Origin of the sequence: Vibrio neptunius, from assembly GCF_000967495.1 — a bacterium.
Taxonomy (GTDB): Bacteria; Pseudomonadota; Gammaproteobacteria; order Enterobacterales; family Vibrionaceae; genus Vibrio; species Vibrio neptunius.
Map to the genome: position 1 here is coordinate 1 of NZ_JXXU01000068.1, position 13,802 is coordinate 13,802.

Consider the following 13,802-nt stretch of genomic DNA (forward strand, 5'->3'; position numbering starts at 1 on the left):
AGCGTTCATATCATTTTCCTAGCTTGTAAATACTGGCTTCTACTTTACTCCTCCAAACTCATCAAGAAAGCGCTTTCTTATATATTTGGTAATTTTGTGATATTAAGCAAGAATATCCACTAAAACTAAGTGAGCCTGTTCAAAAAAAAACACTTCATTGCACTAATTTGGTGCGCTAGATGGGGCAAGATATAAAAAGTAGATGTCAGATAACCTGAGAGCATTTTATTTATTTTATCTTATATATCAGAAACTTAATTAGAAAAACAAACCAAATCAAACTGAGATTATATTTTGCACTATTTGTGATCTAAGAATGATTTTTACCACCTAGGTTTGAAGCTGATAGTTTATTCACTAACAATGAAACCAAAGAAAGCGCTTTCATTAAATGTTCGCTAAACTAAAATTATGGCTATCTAAGGAATTTGAGATGCTGAATAAGACACTTATAGCTACACTCGCTACTGGAATCCTGTGTACTGGCGCAGTTCAAGCCGAGCCCATCAAACATGGAGGAACACTTACCGTCCCAATTGTAAATACTGGCTTCGTTGAAAACTATAATCCTTACACGACCAAAGACCTACTGCATGGCATCATGTTCGAACCTTTAATGGTCTTCAACAACATGACAGGCAAAACAGATTTCCGCTTAGCTGAATCTTTTTCTTACTCTGATGATCTTAAAACCATCACAATAAAAATGCGTGACAATCTAAAATGGTCTGACGGTACACCTCTTACAGCAGCAGATGTCGTTTTTAGTTTTGTTTTAACTAAAGAAGCACCAGCGTTTGACCAAAAAGGTATTTGGTCAGGTAGCAACTTAAAAGCTATCACAGCTCCAGATGCTAAAACCGTTGTGTTTGAGCTTAACGACGCCGATTCGACCTTCGCTTGGAACTTAGAGCGCTACCACATTGTACCTAAGCATATTTGGTCAAAAGTCGACGACTTGACCACTTTCACCAACCCTAACCCTGTCGGTAGTGGTCCAATGACAGAGGTTAGATTTCTTAAACCTCAACAAATGGAACTATGTCGTAATCCGAACTATTACCTAGAGGGACGCCCATATTTAGACTGCGTCAACTTCCGTTCATACAACGACAACTCGCAAATTCAGCCAGCACTGATTAAAGGTGAAATTGATTGGGGTTCAAACTTCATTGCTAGCGTTGAAGAAACATTCGTCGAGTCTGACAAAGAAAATCACAAATTCTGGTACCCAGCAAATGATGCGATTCATCTTTATGTAAACACAAAAAAAGCGCCATTTGATGATCTGCGAGTTCGCCAAGCACTTTCTATGGCGCTGGATCGCGACATGATCGTCGACATCGCGGCTTATGGCTACCCAACAGTCAACCATAATATCGGCGGCATTGCAGAGCTATACAAAACGCACATCGACCAAGACGTGAACGAAAAATATGGCTATTTGGCACAGTACGACCCAGAGAAAGCCAAACAATTACTTGATCAAGCGGGCATCAAAGATAGCGATGGCGATGGGTATCGTGAGAACCCAGATGGCTCAACTTTAAACTTTGACATCGAAGTGGTCAACGGCTGGACAGACTGGATCCAAGTGGTACAGATGGTGACAGAGTACTTTGACGAAGTGGGTATCAAAGCGAACGTCAAAACTGTTGATTGGGCTGTGTACGATGCCAACCTTAAAGAGGGTAACTACACCATGTCAATCAACTGGTCATTAGTGGCAACAAATCCAATCCTAGCTTACCAAGAGTACTTTCACACTTCTCGAATTGGTAAAACCTGGCACGCAGGTCACGGCGTTAACTCACCAGCAATAGACGAGCTTATCGACAGCTTTGGCATGATTGGTGACCCAGATGAGCAAGCAAAAGTACTCTCTGAGTTACAGGAATACACAGCGAATAATATGCCAATCATTCCTCTTTTTTCAAATGCAACTTGGTTCCAGTACAGTACTAAAAACATTGTTGGTTGGCCTAGTGAGAGTAATCCATATGTTCAGCCTGTATGGTATGACGGTGGTAAGCGCGTCATCATTCTAAACAACCTTCACCTGAAGTAATGCTGCTTAAAGGATTGGCTAAGGGATTCAACAGCCCTTAGTCACCTATGTGAGTTACTAGCAATCTACTATAAATATAGGGGCGATAAATGTTTGAGCCCCTCCTAAAAAAGGTTCGTTATGTCGTTTCTAGCTCGCCGATTTGGCTTTTATTTTACCGCGTTTCTCATCGCAATATCGTTTAATTTCATGTTACCTCGCTTGATGCCAGGTGATCCTGTTGATGCCCTATTCGCAGCAGCCCAAGGTCGCATGGACCCCGCGCAAATGGATGCCGTTCGTGAAATGTACGGATTCGTCGACGGTAACATCTTTGTTCAATACCTCGCTTACATGAAAAGCGTCTTCACTCTGGATCTGGGCCCATCAGTACTCATGTTTCCCGTCAGTGTATCTGAAGTGATTGCGATGGCCCTCCCTTGGACTATGTTTTTAGCGCTGGGTTCACTGATTGTGGCATTAATCATCGGCGTCAGCATAGGTACCTATGCATCTTATCGCAGGGAGGGCATTTTTGGTCAAGTAGTGCCTCCTGTGCTCGCGTTCATCAGTAACTTCCCCTACGTTGTTACTGCATTAATTTTGTTCTACTTCTTCGGATTAAAACTTGAACTGCTACCACTTGCTTACACTTACGACCCGTCACTAGAAGCTGGTTTTACTTGGGAATTTATTTCTAGCGTGGCGAAACACGCGGTGCTACCTGTTGGTTCAATGGTCGTCGTAGGCATTTCAACTTGGGTATTTAACATGCGTAACGCCATGATTAACGTACTTGGTGAAGATTACGTGACCATGGCAGAAGCGAAAGGCTTGAGCAGTTATAGGGTGATGTCTCGCTATGCTGGCCGCAATGCAATCCTTCCTGTTGCAACCGCAATCGCCATGGCAATTGGCTTCTCATTCGCGGGCTCAATCATGACAGAGGTGGTATTTAACTACCAAGGTCTTGGCAACATCCTGCTTAAAGGCATCGTTGCCCGTGATTATCCGCTTATTCAAGCGATCCTACTCATTCTGGTTAGTGCTGTTCTGACAGCCAATTTTATCGCCGACTTACTTTACGTTTGGCTTGACCCACGAATCTCTAATTAAGGTGCATCATGGACAAATCAATCCACAATCCTCCAGCCAATGATCCAGCGCTGACGGTTCGAGAATCCCAATTTTCGTGGCCGCGTATTAAAAAGTCGCTTGGCAAACTTTACGCATTTTTCTACGGCAACCCACCAGCGATTATTGGCGGACTGCTGCTAACCATCGTTCTTGTAGGTGCTGTGTTTGCGCCAATACTCGCGACTCACAACCCTGAAAAGCGTGTTGCTCGCCCGCACCAACCTATCAGTGCTGAGCACTACCTAGGGACCACTCGCAGTGGTCGCGATGTATACAGCCAGGTGTTGCACGGCGGACAAAAGTCTCTCACTGTAGCCATTTCGGCAGGTATGATCGCCATGAGCATTGCCATAATCGTAGGTGTATCGGCAGGTTACTATGGCGGCAAAATCGATGAACGTTTGAACTTCTTAACCAACGTATTTTTAGTCTTCCCACAGTTACCTTTGCTGATTGTACTCGCCGCCTTCTTAGGGCAAGTAGGTTCTTTGGTTATAACCGTGTTGTTGGGGGTGACATCCTGGCCATGGGGCGCAAGAGTGATACGTTCGCAAACCTTGGCGATTCGCAATAAAGAATTCATCATCTCAGCAGAGGTTATGGGTGAATCAAAAACTCGTATCATTCTAGTCGAAATTCTACCAAACCTCGTTTCTATTGTGTTTGGAGGCTTCTTAGGTACTGTTATTTATGCCATGGGCGCTGAAGCAGGCCTCGGTATCCTTGGTTTGGGCGATGCAACCGAAGTCAGTTGGGGTTCAATGCTGTACTGGGCACAAACTTCTTCATCACTGTACACAGGTGCCTGGTGGGAGATGCTCGTTCCCGCGATGGCTCTGGCCATTACGGGTGGTGCATTAGCACTGATAAACATGTCAATTGACCAAGTCAGTAACCCGAAACTACGTACTGGTCCACACATCAAGCTATGGTATCAACTTAAGAAAGAAGCAGATAAGCGCCGAGGTCTACGATGAGCAATCTATTAGAAATCAACAACCTTTGTGTTGACTATGTTTCACCCAATGGCGTAGCAAGAGCAGTTAACAATGTGAGTCTGTCCATCGCGCCTGGTGAAACACTGGGTATTGCTGGCGAGTCTGGCTGTGGCAAAAGTACGCTTGCATTCGCTATTGCTCGCTTGCACAAAGCCCCCGCTCTTATCTCTGAGGGGGAGATCATTTATGACGGCCAAGACGTGCTCAAGATGAACGAACGACAGCTACGCAAATTTCGTTGGAATGATGTTTCCGTAGTTTTCCAGAGTGCGATGAATTCACTCAATCCTGTTATCACCATCGGTGAACAGTTGACTGATGTCATTCTTGCCCATCGCAAGACCTCCTATAAGCAAGCTTATGAACGAGCGGTTGAACTGCTTAGCATTGTCGGTATCCACGGTGATCGTATGGCAAGCTTCCCTCATCAGTTGAGTGGTGGTATGCGTCAGCGTGTGGTCATTGCAGTGGCACTGGCACTTGAGCCTAAGTTGATCATTATGGATGAGCCAACTACTGCACTGGACGTGGTCGTTGAGCGTGAGATCCTCAACGAACTGTATGAGCTAAAGAGCAAGTTTGGCTTTTCAATACTGTTTATCAGCCATGACTTGAGTCTGATGGGCGAAATTGCCGACCGTATCGGTGTCATGTATGCCGGCAATTTAATTGAGTTTGGAGAAGCAAAACAAGTGTTTGGTGACCCTCAACATCCATACACCAAGGGATTGATTTCATCATTTCCAACCATTCATGGTCCGAAAGAGCGCTTGTACGGCATCCCTGGTAACCCTGTCAACCTGCTACAGATTCCACAAGGGTGTAATTTCCGCGCACGATGTACTGAGTGTATCCAAAAATGTGCAGAACTTGACCCGAACCTTGCTCAGGCCGACAACGGCAATCTCGTTTCTTGTCACCTAGTTTAAAAGGATAAAAAGATGGAAAACATAACAAATCCTGAGGTGATTCTCTCAGTCAAAAACTTGGTGAAAGACTTTCCCATTGGTCATTCAGTCAAAGACAATTTGATGCGTGCAGTAAATGACGTGTCATTCGATCTTCGCAAAGGCGAAGCGCTGGCGATTGTTGGCGAATCGGGGTCTGGCAAAAGTACTGGCGCACGTGTACTCACACATATCTATGACAAAACCTCAGGTGATATTGAGTTTAAAGGCCAACCACTAAATGAGTACATAAAAGAACACGGCGAGTTAGAGTACGCTCGCCAAGTACAAATGATCTTCCAAGACCCGTTTGGTTCATTAAACCCGGTCCACACGATCTACCACCATATTGCGCGCCCATTGATGATCCACAATCGCGCAGATAAACATGCCATTCCAAAACTTGTGTATGAACTACTGGACATGGTTGGGCTTGCTCCAGTCAAAGAAACCGCGGAAAAATACCCGCATGAACTTAGTGGTGGTCAGCGTCAACGTGTTGCAATTGCCCGGGCTATTGCGGTATCTCCGGAAGTGATTCTGGCCGATGAGCCAATCTCTATGCTCGATGTGTCAGTACGCTTAGGTATTTTGAACCTGATGTCTGACTTAAAAGATAAACACGGCATCTCATTTATGTACATTACTCATGATATTGCCACCGCTCGATACTTTGCGGAAAAAACAGCCGTGATGTATGTCGGTCACATGGTTGAGTGGGGCTATAGCGACAACGTAACACAAAACCCACAACACCCATACTCTCAGCTGCTTCTGTCAGCTGTTCCAGAAGTAGGTAACTCTGGCAAACGTGAGCTATCGGCTAAGAAAGGGGACATTCCACTGTGGAAACCAAGCAGTATCGGTTGCCCATTTGCCAGCCGTTGCTTAAAAGCGACCGAGATATGTACACAATCAGTCCCGAAGCCCACTAAAGTCGGTGAAGATCATTACGCTCGCTGCCACCACCTTGAGCCACAGCAATAGCATTTAACCCAATTTAAACAGTGCATTTCATTACCACACCGACCGTCAAATCTCAGATGACGCTTGGTTTGGCCCAGCTCGGCTAAAAAAGAGAAATGTGCTCAAGAAAGGAACAAATTTATGAACTTTGACTATCAAGAAAACCAAACAACAAACGGTCAGTTTGTGGATCTTATGGGAGAACGATTCTACAAAATTTCTCACGTCGATAGAATGAATCCATTTTTCATCAGCGTCGTATCGGCCAGCGATCATTGGCTGTTTATCTCATCGACTGGTAGTCTGTCTGCTGGTCGTATTCGCCCTGAAAATGCACTATTTCCATACCGCTCCGTGGACCATATTCATGAAAATGCGGAGAACACTGGTTCGAAAACCATCGTTCGAGTCAAAGACGAAACTGGTGTTACGCTTTGGGAACCCTTCAATCGTCATCATGATGGCCTGTACCATACAGAGCGCAACCTATACAAAAACACCATTGGCGATAAGATCGTATTTGAGGAGCTTAATCACACGTTAAAGCTTAAATTTACGTATAGCTGGAGTAGTAGTGAGCATTTTGGCTTTGTCAGACACTGCGAGTTTAGCGATCTATCTGGTCACGCTCGTGAGTTAGAAATACTCGATGGTTTGCAAAACCTCTTACCTTCTGGCGCACCGCTGAGCGCATTGCAAACACGCAGCGCATTGGTTGACGCCTACAAATGGAACGAACGGGCTGAAAACTCTTCCTTGGCGATTTACACCATGTATGCCAAATTGAGCGATCGCGCTGAACCAGCAGAATCGCTGCTCGCCAGTACAGTGTTTGCGCTAGGTCAAGGAGAATGCTCTATCCTACTTAGCAGCGAGCAACTCACCGCTTTTCGTCAAGATCGCAATATAGCACCAGAGACACTGACCAAAGGGGTTCGTGGTAGTTATTTAATCCATAAAACCATCTCGCTAGAGGCCCACGGTCAACAAGGTTGGATGCTAGTCGCCGACATCGACAAAGGCCACCGTGAAATCGTCGAACTCAACCATCTGCTTGAAAAACCTGCCGAACTGCGCCAAAACGTTGAACAAAGCATTACGGACAACCAAAACGATCTTATCACTCTGATGTCTGGTGCCGATGCTTGGCAAATGACAGCCGAAGAAAACACCAGCGTACACCACTACGCAAACGTACTGTTCAACAATATGCGCGGTGGAGTCATCGAAAACAATTATGATCTCGATAAAGCAGACGTTCTTAAGACCATCACCAATGCCAACAAATTGGTAGCACACAAGCATCAGTCTTTATTGGCTAATCTGCCTCAAAGCTTCACCCATCAAGAGCTGATACGCCAAGCAAAAGCTTCTCAAGACCCTCAATTGACCCGCTTAGCCTACGAATACCTGCCATTGACTTTTGGTCGACGACACGGTGATCCAAGCCGCCCATGGAACCACTATGAAATTAAGCTTAAGGATGAAAACGGTGGTCGCTTACTCTCTTACCAAGGCAACTGGCGCGACATTTTCCAAAACTGGGAAGCCATTGCTCTTAGCTATCCTGAGTTTATTCCCTCGTTCATCGCGAAGTTTGTCAACGCATCGACAATAGATGGCTACAACCCATACCGCATTACTAAAGACGGTATTGACTGGGAAATGCTTGAACCCGACGATCCATGGAGCAACATCGGTTACTGGGGTGATCATCAGATCATCTATCTGCTTAAGTTCCTAGAGCTGGCAGAGAAGTATCAAAGTGATGAACTCAAAACGCTCCTCACAAGTGATATTTACAGTTACGCCAACGTGCCATACAGACTGTGTGGTGTTAAGCAGTTGTTTACTAATCCAAAAGACACCGTTGCTTTTGACAATGAGCTACAAGCGACTATCGAAGAACGGGTTGCGAAGTTTGGCAGCGACGGTCGACTACTGGTCGAGGGAGGAAGCCAAGTCTACTCGGTTAATCTGCTGGAAAAAATCTTGGTTCCTCTGCTTTCGAAACTCAGCAACCTTGTGCTCGATGGCGGTATCTGGCTCAATACTCAACGTCCAGAATGGAACGATGCTAACAATGCTATAGTGGGCAACGGATTATCGATGGTAACGCTATACTACATGCGCCGCTATGTGGTCTTTGTGAAAACACTCATCAATGATGTACCAAGCTCGGTGTCGATTTCAAAAGAAGTGTTTGAATGGATGCTAGCAATTGAGAAAACGCTGAACGAAGCAGAGAAAGAAATCCGTCGCGGAACGGTCACTCGCCAGACACGAAAAGCGATTCTCACAAAGCTAGAAAAAGCATTTGAACATTATCGTAGCAAGGTTTATCGCATGAACGGCTTCTCAGGTAAAACCAATGTAGAGCTGTCTGCTGTCAAGCAGCTGCTGACCACCAGCATAGAGGTTCTTGACTCGAGCATTAGCAACAATTTGCGTCAAGACGGCCTGTACAATGCGTACAACATTGTGACTTACTCGTCAGAAGCACTCAATATCGAACAACTCTACCCAATGCTTGAAGGTCAGGTAGCGGTACTGAGCTCAGGTGTATTGTCACCGAAACAAGCCGTTGAGCTTTTGGATAAGCTCTTTGCTAGTGATATGTACCGTCCAGACCAACATAGCTTTATGCTTTACCCAGACCGAGAATTAAGTCTTTTTGTGGATAAAAACCAAATCGCTCTAGAAAAGCTCGATGATATTCCATTACTCAATGAGATGTTGCAAAAAGGTGATCAACGCATTATCAATAGCGATTCAGAGGGTCACATTCACTTCAACCCAAACTTTGAAAATGCAGCTTACTTAAACAAAGCTTTGCAGAGTATCGAATCAATCGATGCAGACGTGAAAGAGCAGATCCAGACCCTATATGAAGAGGTATTTGATCATAAGGCCTTTACGGGGCGCTCTGGCACCATGTTTGGCTATGAGGGTCTTGGCTGTATATACTGGCATATGGTCTCGAAGCTACTACTTGCGGTTCAAGAGAACTATCTTGTCGCTCGTGAGATCGACGCACAGAGCGAAGAGACCAAAAAACTTGCTGACTACTACTACAACGTACGTGCGGGAATTGGCTTTAACAAAACACCGCAAAACTATGGTGCTTTCCCTACCGATCCTTATTCACATACACCAAAGCAGGCGGGTGCACAGCAACCCGGAATGACGGGGCAGGTAAAAGAAGAAGTGATTACCCGCTTTGTTGAATTGGGCCTAGAAGTGGCGGATGCAACTATTCACATCAACCCCACTCTGCTTAATCGAGCGGAGTTCTTAACCGAAACGGCGCAGTTTAACTGTCAGAGCGTCCAAGGAGAAAGCTGCAGTTTTAAAATTGAGGAAGGCCAACTTGCTTTTACCTACTGTCAGATCCCATTTATCTATAGCATTGCTGATAAATCGAGTATTACTTGCTTTGACAACACAGGGGCAAGTCACACCTATGATCAGTTAACTATCCCTCAAAGTATTTCACAATCGATATTTGCCCGAAAAGGCCATATTGCGAAGGTCCATGTAACGATGACTAAAGATAGCCTTCGACAGAGCTAGTATTCTATAACAACCACTTAATCATCGCTTTAAGGTTTCTACTCACTATACTAAAACCAAAGCTGGGAGCTGAATTTCCAGTTTCCGGTTTGGTGTTCAAAGGGCATAAGAAGCGACGGTTTATCGCAGCACCAATACTATATGTTATCTGTTGGTATACAGTGGAACGACAGCGCTAAGCAGTCGTGTGTGGATGGGCTTTGGTACCATCAATGGCATGAACTTCCAAACACCCTTGGCATCATCGCCAAGAGTGTTTGATTAACTAGCAAGATTAGCTAGGAGGGCTTAGGCTGACAGTAGACAATTAGCCACCGCCTCTTGCACAAGGCGTGAGCGGTCTTTTGTTAACGGCTCCATCAATTGCGTCGCATCATTCACTTGGCTTAAGATCTCTGGAAGTTGTGCACGCCTGCCTGCGTGAAGGTACTTCAGCGTGCGCTTAAAGTCGCCATATTGTCCACGAGCATGGGCTTGAATAAACTCACTGCAAGCTTCAAACTCAGCGTGTTTAATACAGAATAACGTCATGTGGGCGGTATCAATCTCTAATTGAAGCATCCAATTGAGTAAAAACTGCATGCCCTGCTCAGAAACTTCTGCTTCCCTCTCTTCTTCTAAGTAGCTATCGAAATCAATCTCACTGTGGGAAAGTTGATGCATTAGCCAAGCTTTACCGTATTGTTGCTCGATAAATTTAAAGCCGCGATAGTCATGGTTGAACATAAGTTTGGCAAACTTGTCACGCACAGGCTTTTCAAGCATCCACATTAATTGGCCCAAGCTGTAGAGGCGATATTCATCCAAACTTGGACACAAGTTCTCTGTTGCTATTTGCGCACGATACAATGCGGAAATGGTCGGGTAATCGATACTCCCAGCAAGGTAGGCTAAAGTTTGCTCGACTAGATACGTGATACGCTGTGATGTTTGTTGCAGTTCAGCAATATGCGTTCGCAGCGCATGAGGCTCAAGGGCCTCATCAACAATCACTAACATTCCACTTGGCAGACCGCTGCGGTAAATCTCGAGCGGCACGTCATTATCAGCCATAAGCACAACATATTGATCACCTTGTTTCTGCACCACTGTACTAGCAAGCCAGCTCCTGCCATCCATATGGCAAGGCTTATCATGTACGGTGTTGCCATCGACGATCACTGGTTTGCGCAGTTTAGCCGGCACTTTTTCGCCCTCACCCACATACAGACAGAGGGTTCCTAGTTCGTGAGCAAACGCAAATTCCCACGACGTAACGTTGTTCTGGATAAACAGTTGCAGCGCTCGTTTAAAATCATGCTCTATGTCTAAAGTGATGTTTGGATATTTAAGTGATGCATGATGCAAGAAAGCCACACGGTCACTCTCGTTGATAAACTTCAAACCTTTATGTAGCGCCTGCGCGTTTTGACGATCTTGGCTGCCAAAGATACTGGTTGAGGTATTAGTGATCTCACTGTAGCGATCCAGCCAACTTGAATATTGTTCAATGTCGCCAGTGACACGGCTCATCCGATAGGCGTCGAGAATACCTCTGTCGATACCCGCTTTTATGAGTTGATCGTGAACCTCTATCTCATCCAATAGGTTATTGAACTCGATGCTCCATGAATCATCAGAGTATGCACGCAGCACGTTTCGTGCAACACGCACAGGCGCTAAAGCGGCAATAAATGTCCATAAGCGATCGGCTTGCGCTCGTTGCGGTAAAGGTAGTTGTCTTAGCCAAAAGGCCATTAATGTAAAGCGCTGGAAGTCTTCATCGTGATCGTGTAAAAAATCATAATCTGGTTGATATTCACTGAATTTATTGACGTACAGATCGCCTCGACAAACTTGATCACGCACTAGTTGTGGCTCTAAAAGCGCCATCACACTCGCTTGATCTTCACTTGGGTTTTCGGCGCAGAAGTAGTCGCGTATTCGGGCGACATCATGCTCTGTTAACCCTTTGTGTTCTGGGCAATGATAGCGTCCTTTGATAAAAGCTTTATCCAGCATTTTATCGACTGCTTGCTGCCAGATATTCTGCTGATTTAAGTAGTTGAGCAGTGCTTCGCTGACGTCATCACCAATACGTTGATTGAAATCTGTGTACAATTGATAACATGTGAGAGCGATAAAACCCATATGTGCTCGTGGGGTGACGTCTTCACAAATAAGGTGATCAAAATCCGCATTCAATTGCAATTTGTAACAAGTAAGAGCAACAAAGCCCTTATGTGCTCGTGAGTAATGCTTGGGATGACACAGTTCACGTGAGTTTCTTAGAACACAGTCGATCGACTGAAAATTCTTTTTGTAAAGAATCTCATTCTTATGCGCGAAAGCGGAGAAAATAGATTGTATTTCACGTGTTAGGGCGCCATCTTGTTCGTCGTCTGATTCGGTTTGTGGTGCTGGCAACTGGCTGTAACGGCGGTAATAGTCTTGGCGAGACATGAGCGGTTGCTCTTCGTCCGTAAGCGACTCCATCATGTACTCACTAAACTCGCGTTTACCCAATGCTCGATAGAAGACATCGATGACTCGTAAATACTGCTCGTATCGCGACTGAAGAAGAGAGACTTCGCTGTCTGGGGTGATGTTGAGAGTGATGGTCAATCCATTGGCATGTTCAATCGTGGTTTCTTGACCGAAGTGATCCGTTAATAAATCCCCACGAACAAGATCAAGAACACCTTCGATCTCGTCTGCAACACCTTGGTTGTTGTATGCCCACTTGTGTACATGGTCATCAATATGATCCGCCATCTCGGGCGCATGCTGGCGGGCAAGAGGCAACAGTTCCACCTCTGAAAGTGTCTCCAAAGCATCTATTTCAGAGCCATCTTCGATGTAGCGCCATAAACACTCGCCCTGTGGAAGAGCAAGGATCAAAGGTTTGAGCACTTCACTGCCATAGTTAAGGTCATAACGGCGATCGTCGCGTTCCCGAGAGGCCAGATATTTGGCGCGTTTCTCCAAGGCGCTATCCGCGGGTTTGACTAAGTCAGTAGTGACTTGGCTTTCGATGTAAGATTGCAAGTCGTACGCTTCGTCTTCGAGAGTGCTAGCCATAAAAGGCTGCTGCATAAAGCTGTCTTCCTCTTGTTCATCACAAGCATAGCGACCAGCAAATAGAGTTTGATAGAGCCAAATAACCGGTTTATAACTGTTCCACTCTGGTTCATCTGGTTCATCTGGTTCATCTGGTTCATCTGGTTCGTCATCATAGATCCCGTCGTAAGTTTCAAGTAAGAACGGCTCGGCGGTAAAACGTTCTAGCACCATCTGTTTAAAATGGTCATATTGGCTCGGATTCTGTTGTAAATATTCGCCCAAAGATTGATGAGTCGTTTCCTCACCGTAGGGATCAGCCATAAACATCCCTAAGCGAAAACTCGAATTGTCACACCAAATGAACGCTTTGATGACCTCTGGATGCCAGCCATGCTCATTCAAAAGCGTAGCAAGGTATTCCTCATATTGAGTGGCATGCTCATCATCCCAATACGGCACAAAGAACTGACCGACTAGGTAGGCATATTGCAGATCGGTTTTTGCCAGCATATACAAGGCTTCAATGCCAAAGACACGCATATCATCTAGCCACATGTCATCTGTATCATTTACGCGGCGTGCATACGCAACGATCGATTTGGCGGTCTCAACTACGCTTGGTTTAAGCTGAGGGTATTGCAGCGCTGCGGCGAACAAAATCACTTCCGAGATATACACTTCGCGCTCATCAGTAATTTCATGAGCGTAGTAATGGCGTCCACCTTCCTGCCCCATATTAAGGGCTGCTTTTAACAGTTTGAGGTTTTCACCAGCATCGCTTGGCTGTAAGCGGCGCACACCGTGTGCGTCTTGCTGCTTGAACTCCACATCAAAATGGTGCGGGTTGAAAGCATCGCCACTTTTTAATAGGGCTTGATACTGGTGAAGTGCAGATTCAATTTGCTCAGGTTTGTGGATATCAAGGGTGATTATTTGGTGTTTATCAAATTCGCTCATGGACCGATACTGCTTGATCAAAAATGTAGTAACACTATTTCAAAACTCTGAAAAAGCATACTGATGCATATGTTAATTGTGACTACATTCAAATTTTGCCAGTTAGTCAAACGCATTCATTGTTCAGGTAGACCC

General features: G+C 45.3%; 7 protein-coding genes. 6 read left to right on the top strand and 1 reads right to left on the bottom strand.

Going from position 1 to position 13,802, the window contains the following annotated elements:
- Positions 1-433: 433 nt before the first annotated feature.
- The 6 genes from TW84_RS20475 to TW84_RS20500 all read left to right on the top strand — a co-directional run bounded on the left by TW84_RS20475 (position 434) and on the right by TW84_RS20500 (position 9,668).
- Positions 434-2,068 carry an ABC transporter substrate-binding protein gene (locus TW84_RS20475; RefSeq protein ID WP_045977475.1) on the top strand — a complete coding sequence of 545 codons (1,635 nt, stop codon included), beginning with the start codon at positions 434-436 and terminating at the stop codon, positions 2,066-2,068.
- A 120-nt stretch (positions 2,069-2,188) separates the two neighbouring features.
- Positions 2,189-3,163 carry an ABC transporter permease gene (locus tag TW84_RS20480; RefSeq protein WP_045977476.1) on the top strand — a complete coding sequence of 325 codons (975 nt, stop codon included), beginning with the start codon at positions 2,189-2,191 and terminating at the stop codon, positions 3,161-3,163.
- An 8-nt stretch (positions 3,164-3,171) separates the two neighbouring features.
- Complete coding sequence (locus TW84_RS20485; protein WP_045977477.1) at positions 3,172-4,161, top strand: ABC transporter permease; 990 nt, start codon at positions 3,172-3,174, stop codon at positions 4,159-4,161.
- The gene (locus tag TW84_RS20490; protein WP_045977478.1) at positions 4,158-5,111 is read left to right on the top strand and encodes an ABC transporter ATP-binding protein; all 954 of its coding nucleotides are present in this window, start codon (positions 4,158-4,160) and stop codon (positions 5,109-5,111) included. Before TW84_RS20485 ends, TW84_RS20490 begins: the two co-directional genes overlap by 4 nt.
- A 12-nt stretch (positions 5,112-5,123) precedes the next feature.
- Entirely contained in the window at positions 5,124-6,116 is a 993-nt protein-coding gene (locus TW84_RS20495; RefSeq protein WP_045977479.1) for an ABC transporter ATP-binding protein, read from the top strand.
- Between the two features lie 120 nt (positions 6,117-6,236).
- Positions 6,237-9,668, top strand: a complete 3,432-nt coding sequence (locus tag TW84_RS20500; protein WP_045977480.1) for a hypothetical protein — start codon at positions 6,237-6,239, stop codon at positions 9,666-9,668.
- 288 nt (positions 9,669-9,956) lie between these two features.
- On the opposite strand, the gene TW84_RS20505 is transcribed toward TW84_RS20500, so the two are convergent.
- Positions 9,957-13,667 carry a hypothetical protein gene (locus tag TW84_RS20505; protein ID WP_045977481.1) on the bottom strand — a complete coding sequence of 1,237 codons (3,711 nt, stop codon included), beginning with the start codon at positions 13,665-13,667 and terminating at the stop codon, positions 9,957-9,959.
- Positions 13,668-13,802: the final 135 nt, after the last annotated feature.

What these genes read in the sequence shown, in the direction of transcription:
- TW84_RS20475 (WP_045977475.1), top strand. Translation starts at nt 434, where the DNA reads ATGCTGAATAAGACACTTATAGCTACACTCGCTACTGGAATCCTGTGT.
- TW84_RS20480 (WP_045977476.1), top strand. Translation starts at nt 2,189, where the DNA reads ATGTCGTTTCTAGCTCGCCGATTTGGCTTTTATTTTACCGCGTTTCTC.
- TW84_RS20485 (WP_045977477.1), top strand. Translation starts at nt 3,172, where the DNA reads ATGGACAAATCAATCCACAATCCTCCAGCCAATGATCCAGCGCTGACG.
- TW84_RS20490 (WP_045977478.1), top strand. Translation starts at nt 4,158, where the DNA reads ATGAGCAATCTATTAGAAATCAACAACCTTTGTGTTGACTATGTTTCA.
- TW84_RS20495 (WP_045977479.1), top strand. Translation starts at nt 5,124, where the DNA reads ATGGAAAACATAACAAATCCTGAGGTGATTCTCTCAGTCAAAAACTTG.
- TW84_RS20500 (WP_045977480.1), top strand. Translation starts at nt 6,237, where the DNA reads ATGAACTTTGACTATCAAGAAAACCAAACAACAAACGGTCAGTTTGTG.
- TW84_RS20505 (WP_045977481.1), bottom strand. Translation starts at nt 13,667, where the DNA reads ATGAGCGAATTTGATAAACACCAAATAATCACCCTTGATATCCACAAA.